The organism is Streptomyces nigrescens, assembly GCF_027626975.1.
Classification (GTDB): Bacteria; Actinomycetota; Actinomycetes; order Streptomycetales; family Streptomycetaceae; genus Streptomyces; species Streptomyces nigrescens.
This window is the reverse complement of sequence record NZ_CP114203.1, coordinates 6,985,996-7,010,360: the sequence shown is the minus strand read 5'-3', so window position 1 is coordinate 7,010,360 and position 24,365 is coordinate 6,985,996. Positions and strand designations below refer to the sequence as shown.

Annotated in this window: 16 protein-coding genes and 1 tRNA gene; 10 read left to right on the top strand and 7 right to left on the bottom strand. The window is 69.9% G+C overall.

The annotated features are described in order from the left end of the window. Positions 1 to 111: 111 nt before the first annotated feature. Positions 112 to 2,850, bottom strand: a complete 2,739-nt coding sequence (gene polA, locus STRNI_RS31020) for a DNA polymerase I (RefSeq protein WP_159490399.1) — start codon at positions 2,848 to 2,850, stop codon at positions 112 to 114. 253 nt (positions 2,851 to 3,103) lie between these two features. Here polA and STRNI_RS31015 point away from each other — a divergent pair, with 253 nt between their 5' ends. From STRNI_RS31015 to STRNI_RS30985, 7 genes are all read left to right on the top strand, one after another. Beyond that, positions 3,104 to 5,404 (top strand): FdhF/YdeP family oxidoreductase, encoded by a 2,301-nt coding sequence (locus STRNI_RS31015; RefSeq protein ID WP_277412409.1) that lies wholly within the window; start codon positions 3,104 to 3,106, stop codon positions 5,402 to 5,404. 114 nt (positions 5,405 to 5,518) lie between these two features. Continuing rightward, the gene (locus STRNI_RS31010; protein WP_018090347.1) at positions 5,519 to 5,992 is read left to right on the top strand and encodes a PaaI family thioesterase; all 474 of its coding nucleotides are present in this window, start codon (positions 5,519 to 5,521) and stop codon (positions 5,990 to 5,992) included. 486 nt (positions 5,993 to 6,478) lie between these two features. Beyond that, the gene (locus STRNI_RS31005) at positions 6,479 to 7,699 is read left to right on the top strand and encodes a branched-chain amino acid ABC transporter substrate-binding protein (RefSeq protein WP_018090346.1); all 1,221 of its coding nucleotides are present in this window, start codon (positions 6,479 to 6,481) and stop codon (positions 7,697 to 7,699) included. Between the two features lie 120 nt (positions 7,700 to 7,819). Then, positions 7,820 to 8,749 (top strand): branched-chain amino acid ABC transporter permease, encoded by a 930-nt coding sequence (locus STRNI_RS31000; protein ID WP_018090345.1) that lies wholly within the window; start codon positions 7,820 to 7,822, stop codon positions 8,747 to 8,749. A gap of 5 nt (positions 8,750 to 8,754) precedes the next feature. Further along, positions 8,755 to 10,551, top strand: a complete 1,797-nt coding sequence (locus STRNI_RS30995; protein WP_277412408.1) for a branched-chain amino acid ABC transporter permease — start codon at positions 8,755 to 8,757, stop codon at positions 10,549 to 10,551. A gap of 5 nt (positions 10,552 to 10,556) precedes the next feature. Continuing rightward, positions 10,557 to 11,507 (top strand): ABC transporter ATP-binding protein, encoded by a 951-nt coding sequence (locus STRNI_RS30990; RefSeq protein WP_277412407.1) that lies wholly within the window; start codon positions 10,557 to 10,559, stop codon positions 11,505 to 11,507. Continuing rightward, complete coding sequence (locus tag STRNI_RS30985; RefSeq protein WP_018090342.1) at positions 11,504 to 12,220, top strand: ABC transporter ATP-binding protein; 717 nt, start codon at positions 11,504 to 11,506, stop codon at positions 12,218 to 12,220. The genes STRNI_RS30990 and STRNI_RS30985 overlap by 4 nt, the downstream gene beginning before the upstream one ends. Positions 12,221 to 12,300: 80 nt before the next feature. On the opposite strand, the gene STRNI_RS30980 is transcribed toward STRNI_RS30985, so the two are convergent. Then, positions 12,301 to 12,966: an ANTAR domain-containing response regulator gene (locus STRNI_RS30980; protein ID WP_086021823.1), complete on the bottom strand. Its 666-nt coding sequence runs from the start codon at positions 12,964 to 12,966 to the stop codon at positions 12,301 to 12,303. Positions 12,967 to 13,050: 84 nt separating this feature from the next. Here STRNI_RS30980 and STRNI_RS30975 point away from each other — a divergent pair. Then, positions 13,051 to 13,125 (top strand) — tRNA-Leu (locus STRNI_RS30975). A gap of 109 nt (positions 13,126 to 13,234) precedes the next feature. Then, positions 13,235 to 14,008: a transcriptional regulator gene (locus tag STRNI_RS30970; RefSeq protein ID WP_277412406.1), complete on the top strand. Its 774-nt coding sequence runs from the start codon at positions 13,235 to 13,237 to the stop codon at positions 14,006 to 14,008. Positions 14,009 to 14,060: 52 nt separating this feature from the next. Here STRNI_RS30970 and pyk read toward each other — a convergent pair whose 3' ends face one another. After that, complete coding sequence (gene pyk / locus STRNI_RS30965; RefSeq protein ID WP_277412405.1) at positions 14,061 to 15,497, bottom strand: pyruvate kinase; 1,437 nt, start codon at positions 15,495 to 15,497, stop codon at positions 14,061 to 14,063. Between the two features lie 145 nt (positions 15,498 to 15,642). Next, the gene (locus STRNI_RS30960; protein WP_277412404.1) at positions 15,643 to 16,383 is read right to left on the bottom strand and encodes an SIMPL domain-containing protein; all 741 of its coding nucleotides are present in this window, start codon (positions 16,381 to 16,383) and stop codon (positions 15,643 to 15,645) included. A gap of 206 nt (positions 16,384 to 16,589) precedes the next feature. Between STRNI_RS30960 and STRNI_RS30955 the strand changes: the two genes are divergently transcribed. After that, positions 16,590 to 18,407, top strand: coding sequence for a bifunctional metallophosphatase/5'-nucleotidase (locus tag STRNI_RS30955; protein ID WP_277412403.1), 1,818 nt, complete (start codon positions 16,590 to 16,592; stop codon positions 18,405 to 18,407). 40 nt (positions 18,408 to 18,447) lie between these two features. On the opposite strand, the gene STRNI_RS30950 is transcribed toward STRNI_RS30955, so the two are convergent. From STRNI_RS30950 to pepN, 3 genes are all read right to left on the bottom strand, one after another. Continuing rightward, positions 18,448 to 19,878, bottom strand: coding sequence for a lysine N(6)-hydroxylase/L-ornithine N(5)-oxygenase family protein (locus STRNI_RS30950; protein ID WP_277412402.1), 1,431 nt, complete (start codon positions 19,876 to 19,878; stop codon positions 18,448 to 18,450). Further along, the gene (locus tag STRNI_RS30945) at positions 19,875 to 21,308 is read right to left on the bottom strand and encodes a pyridoxal phosphate-dependent decarboxylase family protein (protein WP_277412401.1); all 1,434 of its coding nucleotides are present in this window, start codon (positions 21,306 to 21,308) and stop codon (positions 19,875 to 19,877) included. Before STRNI_RS30945 ends, STRNI_RS30950 begins: the two co-directional genes overlap by 4 nt. A gap of 209 nt (positions 21,309 to 21,517) precedes the next feature. Beyond that, on the bottom strand, positions 21,518 to 24,052 hold the full coding sequence (gene pepN / locus STRNI_RS30940) for an aminopeptidase N (protein WP_277412400.1): 2,535 nt from the start codon (positions 24,050 to 24,052) through the stop codon (positions 21,518 to 21,520). Positions 24,053 to 24,365: the final 313 nt, after the last annotated feature.

Genomic DNA, 24,365 nt, shown 5'->3' with positions numbered 1-24,365 from the left:
GAACGGGTCGGAACCGGCCGCAACTCGGCGCGGTGCGGGCCGGGTTGCGGGCGGGGCGGCCGGCCGGGGGCGGCGCGGGGTGTCCGCGCCGTCACCGGCCCGCTTCGCGGCTCAGTGCGCCGCCGACTCCCAGTCCTTGCCGGAGCCGACCGAGACGTCCAGCGGCGCGCTCAGTTCGACCGCTGCGGCCATTTCGCGGCGGACCAGTTCCTCGACCTTCTTGCGTTCGCCGGGGGCCACCTCGACGACGATTTCGTCATGGACCTGGAGCAGCAGCCGGGACTCCAGCTCCGCGGCCCGCAGTGCCGCGTCGACCCGCAGCATCGCGATCTTGACGATATCGGCGGCGGTGCCCTGGATCGGGGCGTTCAGCGCCATCCGCTCGGCCATTTCGCGGCGCTGGCGGTTGTCGCTGTTGAGGTCGGGGAGGTAGCGGCGGCGGCCGAGCATGGTCTCCGTGTAGCCGGTGGCGCGGGCCTCCTCCACGACGCGCTGGAGGTAGTCGCGCACCCCGCCGAACCGCTCGAAGAAGTTGTCCATCAGCTTGCGGGCCTCATCGGGCTGGATGCCCAGCTGCTGGGAGAGGCCGAAGGCCGACAGCCCGTACGCCAGGCCGTAGGACATCGCCTTGATCTTGCGGCGCATCTCCGGGTCGACCTTGGTCTTGTCGACCGAGAAGACATGGGAGGCGACGGTGGTGTGCAGGTCCTCACCGGAGGTGAACGCCTCGATCAGGCCCTCGTCCTCGGAGAGATGGGCCATCACCCGCAGCTCGATCTGGCTGTAGTCGGCGGTCAGCAGCGATTCGAAGCCCTCGCCGACGACGAAGCCGCGGCGGATCGCCCGGCCCTCGTCGGTGCGCACCGGGATGTTCTGCAGATTGGGGTCCGTGGAGGACAGCCGGCCGGTGGCCGCCACGGTCTGGTTGAAGGTGGTGTGGATCCGGCCGTCGGCGGCGATGGTCTTGATCAGGCCCTCGACGGTGGTGCGCAGCTTGGCCTGCTCACGGTGCCGGAGCATGATCACCGGGAGCTCGTTGTCGGTCTGGGCGGCCAGCCAGGCGAGCGCATCGGCGTCGGTGGTGTAACCCGTCTTGGTCTTCTTGGTCTTGGGCAGGCCCAGCTCGCCGAAGAGGACCTCCTGCAGCTGCTTGGGCGAGCCCAGGTTGAACTCATGGCCCGCGGCGGCGTGCGCCTCCTTGACGGCCTGCTGGACGGCGCCCGCGAACTGCTGCTCCATCCGCTCCAGCCAGCCCCGGTCCGCGGCGATACCGGCCCGCTCCATCCGGGCCAGCAGCCGGCTGGTCGGCAGTTCCACATTCCCCAGCAGATCGGCCGCGCCGACCTCCGCCAGCTTCGCCTCGAACGCCGTCCCCAGATCGAGGACCGTGCGGGCCTGCGCCATCAGGGCCTCGGCCTCGGCCTGCTCGTCAGCGCCGAACGCCAGCTGGCCGTCACCGGCCGCGGCCGGGGCGAGATCACGCCCCAGGTATTCGACGGACAGCGCGTCCAGCGCGAAGGAGCGGCGGCCCGGCTTGACCAGATAGGCGGCCAGCGCGGTGTCCATGGTGACCCCGTCGATGCGCCAGCCGTGCTCGCCGAAGACCCGCATCAGGCCCTTGGCGTTGTGCATCACCTTGGGGCGGGCGGCGTCCGCGCTCCAGGCGGCGAAGGCCTGCTCGTCGGCCTCGTCGAGCTGGGACGGGTCGAACCAGGCGGCCGGGCCGTCGGGGGCGGCCAGCGCCACCTCGGCGACGCTGCCGCTGCCCAGCGTCCAGACGTCGACCGTGGCCACACCCAGCGGTCCCGTGCCGTGTTCGGCCAGCCACGGAGCGAGTTCGCCGGTGCCGATGACCGTGCCGTCCACCTCGACGCCGGCGGCGGGGGCGGCCTCGTCTGCGGCCTCCTCGGCGCCCGGGTCGACGGCGTGCAGCCGGTCCCGCAGGCCCTGGTTGCGGATCTCCAGTGCGTTGAGGAACACCGTGAGCGCCTCACGGTCATAGGCCTCGCGGGTCAGCTCCGCCGGGCCGCACGGCAGCTCGACGTCGCGCACCATCTCCGTCAGCCGGCGGTTGAGCTTCACCGCGTCCAGGTGCTCGCGGAGGTTGGCGCCCGCCTTGCCCTTGACCTCGTCGGCGCGCTCCACCAGCTCCGCGAACGAACCGAACTGGTTGATCCACTTCGTGGCGGTCTTCTCGCCGACGCCCGGGATGCCGGGGAGGTTGTCGGACGGGTCACCGCGCAGTGCGGCGAAGTCGGGGTACTGGGCGGGGGTCAAGCCGTACTTCTCGAAGACCTTCTCCGGGGTGAAGCGCGTCAGCTCCGAGACGCCCTTGGTGGGGTAGAGGACCGTGACGTCGTCGGAGACCAGCTGGAAGGAGTCGCGGTCGCCGGTGACGATCGAGACCTCGAAGCCCTGCGCGGTGGCCTGCTCGGTGAGCGTGGCGATGACGTCGTCGGCCTCGAAGCCGTCGACCGCGAACCGCTTCACCCGCATCGCGTCGAGCAGCTCGCCGATCAGCTCGACCTGGCCCTTGAACTCGTCGGGCGTCTTGGAACGGTTCGCCTTGTAGTCCGCGAACTCCTCGGACCGCCAGGTCTTGCGGGAAACGTCGAACGCCACCGCGAAATGCGTGGGCGCCTCGTCGCGCAGGGTGTTCGCGAGCATCGACGCGAAGCCGTAGATCGCATTGGTCGGTTGTCCCGTGACGGTCGTGAAATTCTCCACGGGCAGGGCGAAGAACGCCCGGTATGCCATGGAATGCCCGTCCATCAGGAGCAGGCGGGGACGACCGCCCGCCGCCGCATCGGTCCCGGTCGCTTCGCTCTTCTTCGCTGCCTTTGCTGCCACGCCCCCGATCCTGCCACGCCCCACTGACAATCCCCGCCGCGGCGGCCCCGGCCCCCTCCCCGCACACGGCCCCGGCCGCCGCCCGCGTCCCCGCCCCGGGCCGCGCCGCACACCCGGCCGCTCCCGTTGTCCACACCCCCGGCGATCGCCTCTGCACCTCCCCCCGCGTCCGTGACAGGATCTGCTGCGTACCGCAACGATCCGCCGGGCTCCGGCGGAGCGCGCACCAGCTCACGGCTCAAGGGAGAGCGCCATGGCAGGCAAGCCGCCCGCGTCGGACCCCGTCCAGGACGCGCCCCAGGTCAGCGAACCCCAGCACTCCGCCGTCGGGCTGCCGGCCATCACCCACGCCCTGCGCATCTCCCAGCAGCAGATGGGCGTGCGGCGCACCGCCCTCACCCTCCTGCGCGTCAACCAGCCGAACGGCTTCGACTGCCCCGGCTGCGCCTGGCCCGAGCCCGACAAGCCGCACACCGCCGAGTTCTGCGAGAACGGCGCCAAGGCCGTCGCCGAAGAGGCCACCCTGCGCCGCGTCACCCCGGACTTCTTCACCGAGCACTCCGTCGCCGACCTCGCGACCCGCAGCGGCTACTGGCTCGGCCAGCAGGGCCGCCTCACCCACCCCATGTACCTCGCCGAGGGCGCCGACCACTACGAGCCGGTGACCTGGGAACGGGCCTTCGACATCATCGGCGAGGAGCTGACCGCCCTCGGCTCCCCCGACGAGGCCGTCTTCTACACCTCCGGCCGCACCAGCAACGAAGCCGCCTTCCTCTACCAGCTCTTCGCCCGCGAATTCGGCACCAACAACCTCCCCGACTGCTCCAACATGTGCCACGAGTCGTCGGGCTCCGCCCTGACGGAGACCATCGGCATCGGCAAGGGCAGCGTCCTCCTGGAGGACCTCTACAAGGCCGACCTGATCATCGTCGCCGGCCAGAACCCGGGCACCAACCACCCACGGATGCTCACCGCCCTGGAGAAGGCCAAGGCCGGCGGCACGAAGATCATCTCGATCAATCCACTGCCCGAGGCCGGCCTGGAGCGCTTCAAGAACCCGCAGACCCCCCGCGGGCTGGCCGGCGGCGGCACCGCGCTCACCGACCTCTTCCTCCAGGTACGCCTCGGCGGCGACCAGGCGCTCTTCCGCGCCCTCAACCGCTGCCTCCTCGACACCGAGGGAGCCCTCGACGAGGACTTCATCCGTGAACACACCCACGGCTTCGAGGAGTTCGCGCGCACGGCCCGCGCCGATGACGACTGGGACGAGACGCTGCGCGCCACCGGCCTGACCCGCGAGGAGATCGACCGCGCGCTCGCCATGGTCCTCGGCTCACGCCGCACCATCGTGTGCTGGGCGATGGGCCTGACCCAGCACAAGCACTCCGTCCCCACCATCCAGGAAGTCGTCAACTTCCTTCTGCTGCGCGGCAACATAGGCCGCCCCGGCGCCGGCGTCTGCCCCGTCCGCGGCCACAGCAACGTCCAGGGCGACCGCACCATGGGCATCTTCGAGCGGCCCGCACCCGCCTTCCTCGACGCCCTGGAGAAGGAGTTCGGCTTCGCCCCGCCCCGGGAGCACGGCCTCGATGTCGTGCGCGCCATCCGCGCCCTGCGCGACGGGCAGGCCAAGGTGTTCTTCGCGATGGGCGGCAACTTCGTCTCCGCCACCCCCGACACCGACGTCACCGAGGCCGCCATGCGCCGCGCCCGGCTGACCGTCCATGTCTCCACCAAGCTCAACCGCTCGCACGTGATCACCGGCGCCCGCGCGCTGATCCTGCCGACGCTGGGCCGCACGGAACGCGATGTGCAGACCGGCCCGGACGGCGCGCCCGCTGAACAGTTCGTGACGGTCGAGGACTCCATGGGCATGGTGCACGCCTCCCGCGGCCGCCTGGAGCCCGCCGGCCCCCAACTGCTGTCCGAGACGGCCATCGTCGCCCGCCTGGCCCGCCGCGTCCTGGGCGCCGGCAGCCGCACCCCCTGGGAGGAGTTCGCGCGGGACTACGCGACGATCCGCGACCGTATCTCCCATGTCATCCCGGGCTTCGAGGACTTCAACACCAGGGTCGCCCGCCCCGGGGGCTTCGCCCTCCCGCACGCCCCCCGGGACAGCCGCAGCTTCCCCACCGCCACCGGGAAGGCCAACTTCACCGCCGCGCCCGTCGAATACCCCACCGCCCCGGAAGGGCGGCTGCTGCTGCAGACGCTGCGCTCCCACGACCAGTACAACACCACGATCTACGGCCTCGACGACCGCTACCGCGGCATCAAGAACGGCCGCCGGGTGGTGCTCCTCCACCCCGACGACGCCCGCGAACGGGGCCTGGCCGACGGCGCGTACACCGACCTGGTCAGCGAATGGACGGACGGCAGCGAGCGGCGCGCGCCCGGCTTCCGCGTCGTGCACTACCCGACGGCCCGCGGCTGCGCGGCCGCCTACTACCCCGAGACCAATGTGCTCATCCCGCTCGACCACACCGCCGACACCAGCAACACCCCGGCCTCCAAGTCCGTCGTGATCCGCCTGGAGAAGCCCCGCGAGGACTGACCACCACCGGCAGGCCGGCGGGAACAACCACCCCGCGCTGAGCGCTTGCTCAGGAGCCTGATAGGAACAGGCACGGATCGACGACGATCACGGGTGACGAACGGAGCCGTAGGCATGGGTGAGCGCAGCACGACCAAGTTTCCGCAGGAGATCCTCGACCAGTGGGCCGGCCTCGGCCTCGACCTGCCCTCGTTCTTCTCCGCCGGACACCTCGGCGAGCGGATGAGCGTGCAGGTCACCGAGGCCGCGCCCGAGCGGATCGTCGGCACCATGCCCGTCGAGGGCAACACCCAGCCCTACGGGCTGCTGCACGGCGGCGCCTCGGCCGTCCTCGCCGAGACCCTCGGCTCCGTCGGCGCCATGCTCCACGGCGGCCCCACCAAGCTCGCCGTCGGCGTCGACCTGAACTGCACCCACCACCGCGGCGTCCGCTCCGGACTGGTCACCGGTGTCGCCACCCCCGTACACCGCGGCCGCTCCACCGCCACCTACGAGATCGTGATCACCGACGAACAGGACAAGCGGGTCTGCACCGCCCGGCTGACCTGCATGCTGCGCGAGGTGGACACCGACGCCTACCGCGGCTGACCCACCCCGGCCGGCGCTCCGCCGGCCGCCGCCACGGCCCCGCCCCCGGTCCCGGGAGCGGGGCCGCACGCATCTCTGTAACGCTGAGTAACCCCGGCGCCCGGCGGTCCCCGGCTCAACTCCCGTACCCCCCATGGGCACCCGCACCACCGCACCCGGCGCATCCGCTATCCGGACGCCGCTGCGTCACCACGCGCCCTGATACGCCCGTGGAAGTGCGAGTTCGCCCTCCGCGCCGTGTTCGCCCTCCGGTGTAAGGACCATAACGGCATAACGCTCATCGAAGGTCATAACAAGAGCGTCACATCCTGGTCGGCGCCTCTGCCGGTGCGACGAACACCGGCTTAGAGTCACCGCCAGTCACCGCGCCGCCGGGTGTGCTGCCCCAGCACACCCCTGTACGACTCCGTACAGCCCGGCGAGCGAAACGGCCATGCGACAGTCGTGGCCGCGCCAGGGAAAGGACTGATCGTGCGTCACCGTTCCTTGCTCATCCTCACCACCGCAGTCACCACCGGCGCCCTCACGCTCTCCGCGTGCGGCTCGCGCGGCGACGACAACAAGAGCGGCGAAGGAAAGTCCACCGTCGTCATCGGCCTCGACGCCCCCACCACCGGCGAGCTCTCCGCCCTGGGCCTGGGCATCCGCAACTCCGCCCAGCTCGCCATCGACACCGCCAACAAATCCGGCGAGGTCAAGGGCGTCACCTTCAAGCTCGAAGCACTCGACGACAAGGCCCTCCCCAACGTCGGCCAGCAGAACGCCACCAAGCTCGCGGGCGACAAGGACGTGCTCGGCATCGTCGGCCCGCTCAACTCCGGCGTCGCCCAGTCCATGCAGCAGGTCTCCAAGCAGAACGACCTCACCCTGATCTCGCCGGCGAACACCACGCCCGACCTCACCCAGGGCAAGGACTGGAAGCAGAACAAGCGCGTCCGCCAGTTCCCCACCTACTTCCGCACCGCCACCACCGACGAGGTGCAGGGCGCCTTCGACGGCCAGTACGCGTGGGAAAAGATGAAGGTCAAGAAGGCCTATGTGATCGACGACCAGAAGACCTACGGCGTCGGCCTCGCCTCCTCCTTCAAGGACCAGTTCAGCAAGCTCGGCGGAAAGATCGTCGGCACCGAACACGTCAGCCCCGACGACCGTGACTTCAAGGCCGTCGTCTCCAAGGTCAAGTCCGCCAAGCCCGACGTGGTCTTCTACGGCGGCGAGTACCCCGCCTCCGGCCCGCTCAGCCAGCAGCTCAAGGACGGCGGCGTCACCGTCCCCCTCATGGGCGGCGACGGCATGTACAGCGGCGACTACATCAAGCTCAACAAGAAGGCCCAGGGCGACTACGCCTCCTCCGTCGGCAAGCCCGTCGAGGAGCTCCCCTCCGCCAAGAAGTTCATCGCCGACTACAAGGCAGCCGGCTTCAAGGAGTCCTACGAGGCCTACGGCGGCTCCACCTACGACTCGACCTGGGCCCTCATCCAGGCCGTGAAGAAGGTCGTCGAGGACAACGACGGCAAGCTCCCCGAGGACGCCCGCAAGAAGGTCGTCGACGCGATGAACAAGGTCACCTTCGACGGTGTCACCGGCCCCATCGCCTTCGACAAATACGGCGACACCACCAACACCATGATCACCGCCTACCAGGTCGACAAGGGCGCCTGGGCCTCCCGCTTCAGCGCCGAATTCAAGAAGTTCGACAAGAGCTGACCGACCGCACCACCCCACACCACCCCGGGCCGCGCCAGGACGCACGAACGACCCTGGCGCGGCCCGCGCACACCGGGACACCCCGGACTCTTCTCACTCCCACGCAACGGAGGCCCTGCGGTGAGCGAACTGCCGCAACAGCTGGCCAACGGACTCATCCTCGGCGCGATGTACGGTCTCATCGCGATCGGCTACACGATGGTCTACGGAATCGTCCAGCTCATCAACTTCGCCCATGGCGAGATCTTCATGGTCGGCGGCTTCGGAGCGCTCAGCGTCTTCCTCGCACTGCCCGCCGGCACCTCACTCGCCCTCGCCCTGCCGGTCATGCTCCTCGGCGGCATCGCCGTGTCCGTCCTCGTCGGCATAGCAGCGGAACGATTCGCCTACCGACCATTGCGCGGCGCCCCACGCCTCGCCCCCCTCATCACCGCCATCGGCCTGTCCATCGCCCTCCAGCAAGCCGTCTGGAAGTGGTACCCCGACGGCAAACAGGCCCGCGTCTTCCCCCAGTTCAAGGGCGAGGCCTTCGACATCCTCGGCGCCACCGTCCAGCGCGGCGACGTCTTCGTCCTCGTCGCCGCCCCCGCCTGCATGATCGCCCTCGGCTTCTTCGTCGCCAAAACCCGCAGCGGCCGCGCCATGCAGGCCACCGCGCAGGACCCCGACACCGCCAAGCTCATGGGCATCAACACCGACCGCATCATCGTCCTCGCCTTCGCCATCGGCGCCGCCTTCGCCGGCGTCGCCGCCGTCGCCTACGGACTGCGCACCGGCGAGGTCCAGTTCCGCATGGGCTTCATCATGGGCCTCAAGGCCTTCACCGCGGCCGTGCTCGGCGGCATCGGCAACATCTACGGCGCCATGCTCGGCGGTGTCGTCCTCGGCGTCGCCGAAGCCCTCGCCACCGCCTACATCGAGGAAATACCCGGCATGGAGCAATTCGGCGGCGGAGCCTGGAAGGACGTCTGGGCCTTCGTCCTCCTCATCCTCGTACTCCTGTTGAGACCACAAGGCCTCCTGGGCGAACGCGTCGCGGATCGGGCGTGATACCGATGACCACGAAGACCACCACCACCCCGGCCCGCGGCCTGATACCCCTCCCCGAGCGCACCGCGCGCCTCCTCACCGCCGCAGGCGCCCTCGCCACCACTGCCACCACCGGCCTCGCCTGGACCTGGAGCAGCGACTTCCCCGGCGACCTCACCTACTACTTCTCCCCCGCCGGACTGCAGGTCGTCACCCTCGTCGGCGGCGTCCTCACCCTGCTGTTCGCCCTCGCGGCCCTCGGCATCCGCGGCCTGCAGTGGCTCACCCCCGCAGGGCGCCACGCCCCCACCCTCCTCGCGGCCCTCGCCACCTTCGCCGCCACCTGGTTCACCCTCATCGCCATCGCCGTCCACCTCAACGGCCTGATCAACCTCGAACCGGGCGGCGCCCTCGCGGCCGTCACCTCCCTGATCACCCTCGCCGGCGCCCTCGCCCTGCCCCCCGACCAGGCCGACGGCAAACAGCCCGGCACCCCCTGGCAGCGCTTCACCGCGAGCCTCGCCGCCTCCCCCCTCAGGCCCCGCACCCGCGAACTCCCCTCCTGGGCCGAGATCCTGATCATCGCCGCCGCCTTCGCCGCCGGGCTCCTCGCCTTCACCTACGGCATCGACACCGACGACGGCGCCCCCTTCGTCGGCTACCTGATCTTCATGGTGATCGCCATCCCCGCCCTCAACCGGGCCGGACTCATCGCGCGCCTCACCGCACTCACCCGCACCCACCGCGGCGTGGCCCTCGGCGCGGCCTTCATCGCCGCCGCCTGCTTCCCCTTCACCCAGGACACCGACCAGTACACGATCATCGGGGCCAACATCCTGATCTTCGCCACCGTCGCCCTGGGCCTCAACGTCGTCGTCGGCCTCGCCGGCCTCCTCGACCTCGGCTACGTCGCCTTCCTCGGCGTCGGCGCCTACGCCGCCGCCCTCGTCTCCGGCTCCCCCGAATCCGCCTTCGGGCTCCACTTCCCCTTCTGGGCAGCCCTCCTGACCGGCGCCGCGGCCTCCCTCGTCTTCGGCGTCCTCATCGGCGCCCCCACCCTGCGCCTACGAGGCGACTATCTCGCCATCGTCACACTCGGCTTCGGTGAGATCTTCCGCATCGCCATGCTCAACCTCAACGGCACCACCGGCCCCGACGTCACCAACGGCGCCATGGGCATCCCCAACATCCCCAACCTCGAAATCTTCGGCTTCAACTTCGGCGAACCCCACGACATCCTCGGCATCCCCATCGCCACCTACGGCAACTACTACCTGCTGATGATCCTCGTGACGGCCTTCGTCGTCCTCGTCTTCCGGCGCGCCGCGGCCTCCCGCATCGGCCGCGCCTGGATCGCCATCCGCGAGGACGAGACCGCCGCCATCGCCATGGGCATCAACAGCTTCCGCCTCCGCCTCCTGGCCTTCGCCCTCGGCGCCGCCCTCGCCGGACTCGCCGGCACCGTGCACGCCCACGTCGTCACCACCGCCACCCCCGAACAGTTCCAGTTCGCCGGGCCCCAGCCGCCCAACTCCGCCTTCCTCCTCGCCGCCGTCATCCTCGGCGGCATGGGAACCCTCAGCGGACCCCTCGTCGGCGCCGCCCTCCTCTTCCTCATCCCCGCCAAACTCGACTTCCTCCAGGACTACCAGCTCCTCCTCTTCGGCATCGCCCTCGTCCTCCTCATGCGCTTCCGCCCCGAAGGCCTCATCCCCGACCGCAGGAAGCAGCTCGAATTCCACGAAACCGGCCAGCTCGACGTGCCCGACCAGCGCCTCCCCGACGCAGACGCCACCCTCGGCGCCACCAAGGCAAAGGCGTGACGACCATGACCACATCACCCAGCCTCACACCCGCCACTGACACCGACACCGTCCTGCGAGCCGACGGCGTCACCATGCGCTTCGGCGGACTCACCGCCGTACGCGGCGTCGACCTCACCGTCGGCGCCGGCGAAATCGTCGGCCTCATCGGCCCCAACGGCGCCGGCAAAACCACCTTCTTCAACTGCCTCACCGGCCTCTACGTGCCCACCGAAGGCACCGTCAGCTACCGAGGCACCCGCCTCTCCCGCAAACCCCACCTCGTCACCCAGGCCGGCGTCGCCCGCACCTTCCAGAACATCCGGCTCTTCGCCAACATGACCGTCCTCGAAAACGTCCTCGTCGGACGGCACACGCGCACCAAGGAAGGGCTCTGGTCCGCACTGCTGCGCGGCCCCGGATTCAAGAAGGCCGAGCGCGGCAGCGAACAACGCGCCATGGAACTCCTGGAATTCACCGGCCTCGCCCACAAACGCGACCACCTCGCCCGCAACCTCCCCTACGGCGAACAACGCAAGCTCGAAATCGCCCGCGCCCTCGCCAGCGAACCCGGACTGCTGCTGCTGGACGAACCGACCGCCGGCATGAACCCCCAGGAAACCCGCGCCACCCAGGAACTCGTCCTCGCCATCCGCGCACAGGGCATCGCCGTCCTCGTCATCGAGCACGACATGCGCTTCATCTTCAACATGTGCGACCGCGTCGCCGTCCTCGTCCAAGGACAGAAACTCGTCGAAGGCACCGCGGAAGTCGTCCAGGCGGACGAACGCGTCATCGCCGCCTACCTGGGCACCCCCGTCGAGGACGTCGCGGCACCCGACCAGGCCACCGGCCCGGCAGCCGCGCCGGACCCGGCCGGACCCGACGCCCCGGACACGGCAGCAGAACCCGACGCAGCAGACGGAGCGGCCCCCGCAGACCGGCCGGCCCAGGGACAGACCGGAGACACCCCATGACCGCACTGCTCGAGGTCGAGGACCTCCGCGTCGCCTACGGCAAGATCGAAGCCGTCAAAGGCATCTCGTTCTCCGTCGAAGCAGGCCAGGCCGTCACCCTCATCGGCACCAACGGCGCCGGAAAGACCACCACCCTGCGCACCCTCTCCGGCCTCCTCAAGCCCCTCGCCGGCAAGATCACCTTCGATGGCGAACCGCTCAACGGCGTCCCCGCTCACAAGATCGTCGAACGCGGCCTCGCCCACTCCCCCGAAGGCCGCCGCCTCTTCCCCCGCCTCACCATCGCCGAAAACCTCAAGCTCGGCGCCTTCCTCCGCAAGGACGCCGACGGCATCGAGAAAGACATCCAACGCGTCTACGAGCTCTTCCCCATCCTCGGCGAACGCAGCAAGCAAGCCTCCGGCACCCTCTCCGGCGGCGAACAGCAAATGCTCGCCATGGGCCGCGCCCTGATGTCCCGCCCCAAACTCCTCATGCTCGACGAGCCCTCCATGGGCCTCTCCCCGATCATGATGCAGAAGATCATGGAGACCATCCGCGAACTCCGCTCCCAAGGCACCACCATCCTGCTCGTCGAACAGAACGCCCAGGCCGCGCTCTCCCTCGCCGACCAGGGACACGTCATGGAAATCGGCCGCATCGTCCACTCCGGAACCGGCGCCTCCCTCCTCCACGACGAATCCGTCCGCAAGGCCTACCTCGGCGAGGACTGACACACCGCACCACAACGCGCGCGGCCCCGCACCGGTCAACACCGGTACGGGGCCGCGCGCTCGCTACGGGCCTACTCGTCCTACTGGTCCTTCTGCTGCTTCTTCTCCTCGGCGTCCTCGATGACCGCCTCGGCCACCTGCTGCATCGACAGCCTGCGGTCCATCGAGGTCTTCTGGATCCACCGGAACGCGGCCGGCTCCGTCAGCCCGTACTGCGTCTGCAGAATGCTCTTCGCCCGGTCCACCAGCTTCCGGGTCTCCAGCCGCTGCGTGAGGTCAGCGACCTCGTTCTCCAGCGTCTTCAGCTCGGTGAACCGGCTCACCGCCATCTCGATCGCCGGAACCACATCGCTCTTCGAGAACGGCTTCACCAGATACGCCATCGCACCCGCGTCCCGCGCCCGCTCCACCAGCTCACGCTGCGAGAACGCGGTCAGCATCAGCACCGGCGCGATGCTCTCCTCGGCGATCTTCTCGGCCGCCGAGATACCGTCCAGCACCGGCATCTTCACGTCCAGGATCACCAGGTCGGGACGGTGCTCCCGGGCCAGCTCCACGGCGGTCTGGCCGTCCCCGGCCTCGCCGACGACGGTGTAGCCCTCCTCCTCCAGCATCTCTTTGAGGTCGAGACGGATGAGGGCCTCGTCCTCGGCGATCACGACGCGCGTGGTCAGCGGCGGGACGTGCGACTGATCGTCATCGGCGACGGGCTGCTCGGGCTCGGCGGCGCTCACGGGACTCCTCATTCCAGGCAGGTGGTGCCCCAAGAGCCTACCTATCTCCTGTAAGGTGGTCCCACAGCAGGTAGACGTTAACCTTGGATTCCGTTGGCCCCGGTAGCCCAATTGGCAGCAGGCAATGGATTCAAAACCCATACAGTGTCGGTTCGAGTCCGACCCGGGGCACTTTACCTTCGATTCCAAGGTCACCTGACGATCGCCGAAGTTCGCTCAATGGAGCGAACATCAGCTCGGCCAGGTCTACGAAGACCACCTTTGCCTCAAGCTCGCATACATGTACGACCGCACCACGCGCGAGCAGGCTCTCACCCTCGTCGCCCAGGGCCGCAGTCTCCATTCCGTGAGCAAGCAGACCGGGATATCCCGCTTCGCCATCCGCTCCTGGCAGACCAGGATCGAGCCCCTCTCGCGCACGACGGAATGCCCGCGATGCGAGCGAGTGCCCCGACCGCCTGAGGCGGCCACGGCATACGCCTATTTACTCGGCCTCTACCTCGGAGACGGCTGCCTCAGCAAGCAGCCCCGACGACGCGGATTCGCGCTGCGCATCGCGTGTGCGGACGCATGGCCGGGGTTGATCGTGGCGTGCCGCGAGGCGGTGAAGGCGGTCCGCCCGACGAACAGTGTCTGCGTCATCCAGCGCGAGGGCTGCGTGATGGTGACCAGCTACAGCCACCACTGGCCCTGCCTCTTCCCCCAGCACGGCCCCGGCAAGAAGCACGAGCGGCCGATCGCGCTCGAAGCCTGGCAGCAGCGGCTCGTGGACGCGCATCCCTGGGAGTTCCTCCGCGGACTCATCCATTCCGACGGCTGCCGCATCACCAACTGGACGACCAGGATGGTGGGCGGCGAGCGCAAACGCTACGAGTATCCGCGGTACTTCTTCACCAACATGTCCGCCGACATCATCCGCCTCTACACCGACACCCTCGACGCAGTCGGGGTCGAGTGGAAACCCTCCCGGCAATCCCGGAAAGCCGAGAACATCTCCGTGGCCCGCAAGAACTCCGTCGCCCTCATGGACCGACACATCGGGCCGAAGTACTGACAGGGACGGCAGTCAGATACCTCGGCCCAGCGGGATCGCGGTGCGGGTGGGGCTACTTCGGGGAGTCGTCCTCGCCGATGTGGTGGACGCGGACGAGGTTGGTGGAGCCGGGGACGCCGGGCGGGGAGCCGGCGGTGATGATGACGACGTCGCCCTTCTGGCAGCGGCCGAGCCGGAGGAGCTGCTCGTCGACCTGGGCGACCATCTCGTCGGTGGAGTTGACGGTCGGGCCGAGGAAGGTTTCCACGCCCCAGCTGACGTTGAGCTGGGAGCGGGTGGCCGGGTCGGGGGTGAAGGCCAGGAGCGGGATGGGTGAGCGGTAGCGGGAGAGGCGGCGGACGGTGTCGCCGGACTGGGTGAAGGCGACGAGGAACTTGGCGCCGAGGAAGTCGCCCATGTCGGCGGCGGCGCGGGCGACGGCACCGCCCTGGGTGCGGGGCTTGTTGGCCTCGGTGAGCGGCGGGAGGCCCTTGGCGAGGAGGTCTTCCTCGGCGGCCTCGACGATGCGGCTCATGGTTTTGACGGTCTCGGTGGCGTACTTCCCGACGCTGGTCTCGCCGGAGAGCATGACGGCGTCGGTGCCGTCGATGACGGCGTTGGCGACGTCGGAGGCCTCGGCGCGGGTGGGGCGGGAGTTGTCGATCATCGAGTCGAGCATCTGGGTGGCGACGATGACCGGTTTGGCGTTGCGCTTGGCGAGTTTGATGGCGCGCTTCTGGACGATCGGGACGGTTTCGAGGGGCATTTCGACGCCGAGGTCGCCGCGGGCGACCATGATGCCGTCGAAGGCGGCGACGATGTCGTCGATGTTGTCGACGGCCTGGGGCTTTTCGACCTTGGCGATGACGGGCAGATAGCGGTTCTCCTCGCGCATGATGCGGTGGACGTCTTCGATGTCGCGGCCGCTGCGGACGAAGGAGAGGGCGATGATGTCGGCGCCGTAGCGCAAGGCCCAGCGGAGGTCGTCCCGGTCCTTTTCGGAGAGGGCGGGGACGGAGACGGCGACGCCGGGGAGGTTGAGGCCCTTGTGGTCGGAGACCATGCCGCCTTCGATGACCTTGGTGTGGACGTGGGGTCCGTCGACACCGGTGACTTCGAGGGTGACCTTGCCGTCGTCGACGAGGATGCATTCGCCGGTGGTGACGTCGGCGGCGAGGCCGTGGTAGGTGGTGCCGCAGATCTGGCGGTCGCCTTCCACCTCGGGTTCCACGGTGATGGTGAACTCATCGTCGCGTTCGAGAAGTACAGGGCCTTCGCGGAATCGGCCGAGGCGGATCTTCGGACCTTGAAGATCGGCGAGGATGCCGACGCTGCGGCGGGTTTCTTCGGATGCTTTGCGGACCCGGTCGAATCGTGCCTCGTGGTCGGCGTAGGTGCCGTGGCTGAGGTTGAAGCGGGCGATGTCCATTCCGGCGTCGACGAGGGCTTTGATCTGCTCGTACGAGTCGGTGGCGGGTCCCAGAGTGCAGACGATCTTTGCTCGGCGCATGTTTCGACTCTATGACTTACCGGGCGGTAGGGAACTGTAAGAAAGTGACTGCTCAACGAGCGCTTGGTGAAAGGCTGTTGACAAGTAATGGAATGCGCGCGAAGGCGCTCCGATGAGCGGAATATAGCCCTCGCGCGGAGTGGTCTCACAGTACGGGACGGGTCATCGTAAAGCGTGCGTTGACGTTGGCGTAGACGGCCTGGCGCTGGGGTTCGAGATCGAGGGCGGGGGCGGATTCCTGGGTGGCGCCGCCGTAGCCGGCGAAGGAGCGCATGGCGGGGGCGGCCATGGGGGCGGTGTTCTCGGCGCCGAGGTCGGCGATTTCGAGGAGGGCGTCGAGGCGGGCGCCGAGGGCTTCGGCGTATTCGCGGGCGCGCTGGACGGCTTCGTGGACGGCCTGGGTACGGGCGGCCCGGTGGGCGGGTGAGTCGGGGCGCAGGGCCCACCAGGGGCCGTCGACGCTGGTGAGGTCGAGGTCGGCGAGGCGGGTGGTGAGTTCGCCGAGGAGGGTGAAGTCGTTGAGGGTGGCGGTGTGGGTGACGCGTCCGTGGTAGGCGCGGATGCGTTCGTGGCGGCCTTTTTCGGTGAGCTCGGGGGTGAGGCTGAAGGTGCCGGTTTCGAGTTTTTCGATGGCGTCGCCGTAGCTCTTGATGAGGGTGAGGGCGGTTTCGTTGCGGCGGGTGAGGTCGGTGAGGGCGGCGGTGCGGTCGGTGCCGCGGGCGCTGATGGTGAGGGCGATGCGGGCGATTTCGGGGTCGACTTCGAGGCGGGCTTCGCCGCGTACGGCGAGGCGGGGGGTGTCGGGGGTGCCGTAGGGAAGGGCGGTGGGGGTGGTGCCGGTGGTGGGGACGGCGGGGGTGGGGGTGTCGTCGGCGGGGTCGGTCATGGGTGGCTCCCGGGGGTGAAATCGGTGGGTGAGGGTGGGGTGTGGGTGGTGAAGGGTCGCATATCGGGGCGGCCGGTGGCGGGTCATTCGGCCGCCGTGTGTGAGGGGTGTTCCGGGAGGGTCGGCTGCGCCAGAATCTACGCGCGTCGTCGCCCTGTGTGGCGGCGTTCGTCCGTGTGGTTCCGCGTGCGTCCGAGGGAGTTGGCATGTCGCTCGACCGTAGGAAGTTCTTGGGGAGTTCTGTGGTGACGGGGGCGGGTGTGGCCCTTGCGGGCGGGGCGCCGGCGGCGGAGGCGGTGGAGGTCCGGGAGCAGGGCGGGCGCGGGCACGGTCACCGTCGGGAGCGCTATGCGTTCACGGTCATGGGCACGACGGATCTGCACGGCAATGTCTTCAACTGGGACTACGCCACGGGCGCGGAGTTCGACGATGCGGCGCACAATGACGTGGGTCTGGCGAAGATTTCGACGCTGGTGACGCAGGTGCGGCAGGAGAAGGGCCGGCACAACACCCTGCTGATCGATGCGGGTGACACCATTCAGGGGACGCAGCTGGCGTATTACTACGCCAAGGTGGATCCGATCACCGATCCGGACGGTCCGGTGCATCCGATGGCGCGGGCGATGAATGCGGTCGGCTATGACGCGGCGACGCTGGGGAATCATGAGTTCAATTACGGCATTCCGGTGCTGCGGAAGTTCGAGGAGAGCTGTGATTTTCCGCTGCTGGGGGCGAATGCGGTGGATGCGAGGTCACTGCGTCCGGCGTTCCGGCCGTATGTGCTGAAGCGGTTGCGGTCGCCGCGCGGGCGGGTGGTGACGGTGGCGGTGCTGGGGCTGACGAATCCGGGGATCGCGATCTGGGACAAGGCGCATGTGCAGGGGAAGCTGGCGTTTCCGGGGCTGGTGGAGCAGGCGGCGAAGTGGGTGCCGAAGCTGCGGTCGATGGGCGCGGATGTGGTGTTCGTCGCGGCGCATTCCGGGATGAGCGGTACGTCGTCGTACGGGGATCAGCTGCCGTATGTGGAGAATGCGGCGGTGCTGGTGGCGGAGCAGGTGCCGGGGATCGATGCGGTGTTGGTGGGGCATGCGCATGTGGAGGTTCCCGAGCGGCGGGTGCGGAATAAGCAGTCGGGCCGGGAGGTGGTGCTGTCGGAGCCGTTGAAGTGGGGGCAGCGGCTGACGCTTTTCGATGTGGTGGTGGAGTGGCGCCGCGGGCATTGGGAGGTGGGGTCGGTGGGTTCGCGGGTCTTGAATTCGAATGCGGTGGCGGAGGATGCGCGGATCACGGGTCTGTTGCGGGCGGAGCACCGGAAGGTCGTGGCGTATGTGAACCGGGTGATCGGCCGGTCGAAGGCGGAGATGACGGCGGCCGAGGCTCCGGTGAAGGACACGCCGATTCTGGATTTCATCGCGTGGGTGCAGGCGGAGGTGGTGCGCAAGGCGCTGGCGGGTTCGGCGTCCGCGTCGTTGCCGGTGTTGTCGCAGGCGTCATGCTTTTCGCGTACCGCGCGGGTGCCGGAGGGGGATGTGACGATCCGGTCGATGGCGGCGCTCTATCCGTTCGACAACACTCTGGAGGCCCGGGTGTTGACAGGTGCTCAGCTGCGGGCGTATTTGGAGTTCTCGGCGCGGTATTACGTGCGGACGCCGGCCGGTGGGGGCCCGGTGGATCCGTCGAAGGTGACGAATGCGGACGGTATCCCGGATTACAACTACGACATGGTGTACGGGGTGTCGTACGAGGTCGATATCGCGAAGCCGGCGGGGCAGCGGATCGGAAAGCTGATGTTTGACGGGAAGCCGTTGGACGATGCGGCGCGGTTCGTGCTGGCGGTGAACAATTACCGGGCGAGTGGTGGCGGTAATTTCCCGCATGTGGCGGCTGCTGAGCAGGTGTGGTCGACGTCGGACGAGATCCGGAACGTGATGATCGGGTGGGTGCAGGAGACCGGGGAGATCGATCCGGCGGCATTTGCCGCGGCGGACTGGAGGTTGACGCGGGACGGGGTGCCGGTGTTCTGAGCCGCCGGGCGGGGGCTGTCGGGAGGCCCGGGGGTGCGGGTCAGCGGCGCGGGACGAGGGTGGAGCCCTGCCGGGGGACCGTGCCCGTGCGGCCCGTCGAGGGCTGCGGGAGGCCGAAGCTGGTGAAGGCGGTGCGGGTGGGGAGGGGGTAAGGGGCGGTGTCGGTGAGGGAGTTGAGGATGGTGGCGCTGCGCCAGGCGGCGAGGCCGAGGTCGGGGGCGCCGACGCCGTGGGTGTGGGTTTCGGCGTTCTGGACGTAGACCGAACCGGTGATGGCGGGGTCGAGGACCAGCCGGTGGTGTGCGTCGATGCGGGGGCGGGCTCCGGAGTCGCGGCGTACGTAGGGGTCGAGGGCGGCGAGCAGGGTGTCCATGCGGCGTTCGCGGTAGCCGGTGGCGAGGACGACGGCGTCGGTGGTGAGGCGGGAGCGGGTGCCTTGCTGGAGGTGGTCGAGGTGGAGTTCGACCTTGGTGGTGCCGACGCGGCCCGCGGTGCGGACGAAGACTCCGGGGGTGAGGGTGGTGTCGGGCCAGCCGCCGTCGAGGGTGCGGCGGTAGAGCTCGTCGTGAACGGCGGCGAGGGTGGCGTGGTCGATGCCCTTGTGGAGCTGCCATTGGCCGGGGACGAGGTCGTCGCGGACGCGTTCGGGGAGGGCGTGGAAGTAGCGGGTGTAGTCGGGGGTGAAGTGTTCGAGGCCGAGCTTGCTGTATTCCATGGGGGCGAAGGCGGGGGTGCGGGCGAGCCAGTGGAGGCCTTCGCGGCCGGCGGGGCGGGCGCGGAGCTGGTCGAGGAAGACTTCGGCGCCCGACTGGCCGGCGCCGATGACGGTGAGGTGGTCGGCGGCGAGCAGGCGTTCGCGGTGGTCGAGGTAGTCGGCGGAGTGGATCACGGGGACGGCGGGGGCCTCGGCGAGGGGGCGTAGCGGGACGGGGATGTGGGGGGTGGTGCCGATGCCGAGGACGAGGTTGCGGGCGTAGGTGCGGCCGAGGGCTTCGGCTTCGCCGTCGGTGTCGAGCTGGGTGAAGTCGATTTCGAAGAGTTCGCGTTCGGGGTTCCAGCGGACGGCGTCGATCTGGTGGCCGAAGTGGAGGGTGGGGAGTTTTTCGCTGACCCAGCGGCAGTAGGCGTCGTATTCGGCGCGGTGGATGTGGAAGCGCTCGGCGAAGTAGAAGGGGAAGAGGCGTTCGCGGGTCTTGAGGTAGTTGAGGAAGGTCCAGGGGCTGGCGGGGTCGACGAGGGTGACGAGGTCGGCGAGGAAGGGGACTTGGAGGGTGGCGCCGTCGATGAGGAGGCCGGGGTGCCAGTGGAAGGCGGGGCGCTGGTCGTAGAAGGCGGTGCGGAGCTGAGTGAGGGGGTGGGCGAGGGCGGCGAGGGAGAGGTTGAAGGGGCCGATGCCGATGCCGGCGAGGTCGAGGGGTTCGTCGGGGCTCGTGGTGTCGGTGGTGAGGGGCGCTTCGGGAGTGCTGCTCATCTGGGGGTGTGGCCTTCCACGAGTTTGAGGAGGGTGGTGAGGTCTCCGGGTTGGGTGTGGGGGTTGAGGAGGGTGGCTTTGAGCCAGAGGCCGGTGGGGGTGGTGGCGCGGCCGAGGACGGCCTGTCCGTCGGTGAGGAGGGTGCGGCGGATGGTGGCGAGGGTGGTGTGGTCGGCGCCGGTGGGGCGGAAGAGGACGGTGCTGAGGGTGGGGCGGGAGTGGAGTTCGTAGCGGGGGTGGGCCTCGATGAGGTCGGCGAGGGTCTGGGCGGCGGCGAGGGTGCGGTCGACGAGTTCGCCGAGGCCGTGGCGGCCGAGGGCTTTGAGGGTGACGGCGATTTTGAGGATGTCGGGGCGGCGGGTGGTGCGCAGTGAGCGGCTGAGCAGGTCGGGGAGGCCGGCTTCGGTGTCGTCGTCGGCGTTGAGGTAGTCGGCCTGGTGGGCGAGGGGGGTCAGGGTGGCGGGCCCGGGGACGGCGAGGAGACCGGCCGCGACGGGTTGCCAGCCGAGTTTGTGCAGGTCGAGGGCGACAGTGTGGGCGCGGGCGAGGCCGTCCAGGGCGGCGCGGTGGGTGTCGCTGAAGAGGAGGGCTCCGCCGTAGGCGGCGTCGACGTGGAAGCGGGCGCCGTGCCGTTCGGCGAGGTCGGCGAGGGCGGGGAGGGGGTCGATGGCGCCGGAGTCGGTGGTGCCCGCGGTGGCGACGAGGAGGACGGGGCCGGTGCGTCCGGCGAGGTTGGCCAGGCAGCTGTGGACGGTGTCGGGGGTGAGGAGGCCGTCGGGGGTGGGGAGGGTGAGGGGTTCGGGGAGGCCCAGGAGCCAGGCGGAGCGGTGGATGCTGTGGTGGGCGTTGGCGCCGCAGACGATCCTCAGGGGGCGGGCGGGCCGGTGGGGGTCTGTCGCGGTGCCGTCGGTTGCGGCGGCTTCGCGGGCGAGGAGGAGGGCGAGCTGGTTGGATTCGGTGCCGCCGGTGGTGACCAGGGCGTCGGGGTCGGTGGCCTGGGGGTAGACCAGCGCGGCGAGTGCGCGGCTGGTGAGGGCTTCGAGGGCGGAGGCGGCGGGGGCCTGGTCCCAGGAGTCCATGGAGGGGTTGAGGGCGGCGGCGGCGAGGTCGGCGGCGGTGGCGAGGGCCAGCGGCGGGCAGTGCAGATGGGCGGCGCAGTGCGGGTCGGCGGGGTCGGCGGCGCCGGCGGCGAGGGTGTGGACGAGGGTGCGCAGGGCGGCGTGCGGGCCGCTGCCGTGGTCGGGGAGCAGGGGGTGGCAGGCGTCGCGTACGGTGCGGGCGACCGTCTCGGGGCCGCCGGGCGGCAGGGGGCCGGCGCGGTCCTCGGCGCCGGTGGTGAGGGCGTCGAGGACGGTGTCGAGGAGGGGGCGGAGTGCGCGGGGGCCGTTGGTGCCGCCTGCGAGGGCGGTGCCGGCAGGGGGCACAGGCATCAATGTGCTCTTCTGTCAGGGGAGTTCGGGCCGCGGTCCGGTGCGGACGAGCCCTGAGGCGGCCCTAAGTTACTTTCCCTGTACGGTGCGTATCCACTGGTCGCGGTCATACCACCCGTAAGTGGTACGGGTGTACCGCAGGTGTTCGGGTGCCGCCGGCTGCCGGTCCGGCGGCGCCCGGTGCGTCGGGTGGTGCGTCAGGTGGCGTGTCAGGCGCTGCCCGCCGCGGCGCGTACCCGAAGGGCCCGCCGCAGGTCGTCGAGCTGGTCGAGGAGCTTACGGCGCAGGGCGGGGCTCGGGTCGCCGTCGGCGAGGCAGGCCTCGCCGAGCCGGAGGGTCTCGTCCTCGACGAAGGTGTCGGGGAAGGCGTAGCGGCCGGCGGCCGCGGCGAGGGCCGGGCCGCGTGCGGCGGCGAGGGCGGGGACGTCGGTGAAGTAGCGGGCGACGTAGGGACGGAGCAGCTCGTGCTGTTCGGGGGCCCAGAAGCCGGTGGCGGTGGCGGTGAAGAGGTAGTTGGAGAGGGCGGCCCCGGCGTCGGTGGTGAACAGCGCGTCCCAGGCGGCTTGTTTGGCGGCCGGGTCGGGGAGCGCGGCGTGGCAGCGGGCGGCGCCCTCGCGGCCGGTGGCGCTGGGGTCGCGGGCGAGTTCGGCGTCGATGGCGTCGGGGGTCGTGGCGCCGAGGGTGGCGAGCCGGCCGAAGATGCGCCAGCGCAGTTCGGGGTCGAGGCGGGGGCCGCCGGGGACGCTGCCGTCGTCGAGCCAGTCCTGGATGCCCTCGGGGGTGGTGGCGCTGTCGATGAAGGCGCGTACGGCGGTGAGCCGCAGTCCTGCTTCGGCGCCGTGTTCGGGGCCTTCGGTGCGCCGGAGTATGTCGCGGCTGAGGGCGGTGAGGGTGGCGAGGGCGGTGCGGCGTTCGCTGTGCGGGAGGTAGTGGTCGGCGATCTGGGTGCGGGCGAAGGCGAGGACGCCCTGGACGAGGGCCAGGTCGGTTTCGTACGGGAGGTGGGCGCGGGCGGCGTCCAGGTAGGCGGTGGGGGCGAGTTCGCCGTCGCGGACCATGTCGCGGGCGGCCATCCACACGACGGCGCGGGTCAGCGGGTCGGGGAGGCCGGACAGGGCGCCGAGAGCGGTGTCCCAGGAGACGGCGTCGAGGCGGACCTTGGCGTAGGTGAGGTCCTCGTCGTTGAGGAGGAGCAGGGCGGGGCGGCCGCCGGTGCCCGCGTGGACGCCGTCGTCGGGCACGTCCCAGGACAGCGGTTCGCGCGGCACGAGGCGGCCCGTGGTGGTGCGGTCGTGGTCGTAGAGCCCGATGGTGAGCCGGTGCGGGCGGGTGCCGTCCTGGCTTCCGGTCTGTTCGACGGACACGCTCCAGTTGCCGTCCGCGGCTTCCCGTACGACGGGGGTGAGGGTGTCGGCTCCGGTGGTGCGCAGCCAGCGTGCGGCCCAGGCGTGGACATCGCGGTCGGTGGCGCGGGCGAGGGAGTCGATGAAGTCGGCGAGGGTGGCGTTGCCGAAGCGGTGCCGGGCGAAGTGCTCGTTGATGCCGGTGAGGAAGTCCTTCTCCCCCATCCAGGCGACGAGTTGGCGCAGTGCGGAGGCGCCCTTGGCGTAGGAGATGCCGTCGAAGTTGAGGAGCGCGGAGGCGGTGTCGGGGACGTCTGCGGGGGTGGGGGCGACGGGGTGGGTGGAGGGCCGCTGGTCGGCGTCGTAGCCCCAGCCCTTGCGGGCGACGGCGAAGTCGGTCCAGGTGTCGGTGAACCGCGTGGCTTCGGCCAGGACCTGGTAGCCCATGTATTCGGCGAAGGACTCGTTCAGCCAGATGTCGTCCCACCACTGGAGGGTGACCAGGTCGCCGAACCACATGTGGGCCATCTCGTGGGCGATCACGACGCCGCGGGTCTGGCGTTCGGTGTCGGTGACGGCGGAGCGGTAGACGAATTCGTCGCGGAAGGTGACCAGGCCGGGGTTCTCCATGGCGCCGGCGTTGAATTCGGGGACGAAGGCCTGGTCGTAGGAGTCGAAGGGGTAGGGCTCCGTGAAGATCTCGTGGTAGCGGTCGAAGCAGCGGCGGGTGAGGTCGAGGATTTCCTCGGCGTCGGCGTCGAGGTGGGGGGCCAGCGAACGGCGGCAGTGGATGCCGAAGGGCAGTCCGGCGTGTTCGGTGCGGATCGTGTGCCAGGGGCCGGCGGCGACCGCGACGAGGTAGCTGCTGATGAGCGGGGTCGGGGCGAGGGTCCAGTGGCCGGGGTCGCGTTGGGTGGCGATGCCGTTGCCGAGGACGGACCAGTCCGTGGGGGCGGTGACGGTGACCGCGAACACGGCCTTGAGGTCGGGCTGGTCGAAGGCGGCGAAGACGCGCTGGACGTCGTCGAGGAACAGCTGGGTGTAGACGTAGCTCTCGCCGTCGGCGGGGTCGGTGAAGCGGTGCATGCCTTCGCCGGTGCGGGAGTAGCGCATGGTGGCGTCCACGCGCAGTTCGTGGGCGCCGGGGGTGAGGCCGGTGAGCGGGAGCCGGTTGTCGTCGAGGGCGGCCGGGTCGAGGGGGTCGCCGTCGAGGGTGACGGAGTGCAGCTCGGCGGGTTTGAGCTCGACGAAGGTGTCGCCGTCGGCTCGCGCGGTGAACTGGATGACCGTGCGGGAGCCGAACCGGTCCTCGCCTTGGGTGAGGTCGAGGGCGATGTCGTAGCGGTGGACGTCGATGAGCCGGGCTCGGGTCTGCGCCTCGTCGCGCTGCAGTGCGGGCATGGGGTCATGCTGCCGTACGGTCGGTGGGTGGTGCACGGGGGTTTGGCGGGTGTGGGGGTTGGGGGGTTGGGGGGGTGTTGTTTGTCTGCGGGTGGGTTGTGGCTGGTCGCGCCGTTCCCCGCGCCCCTGCGTGGCGCGGCCGGTCCGTCACTTGCTTCTGGTGCGGTGCGGCGTGGTGGGGGCTGGGGTTTTGCGGGTTGCGTGGTTGCCGCGGGGGTCGGAGGGGACGCACCGGTACCCGTCCTCGGCGCGGGCGACGCGGCTACGTGCGATTGAGCACCCCGGCGTTCGCTCCAGTCCTGCGGGCGGGCAC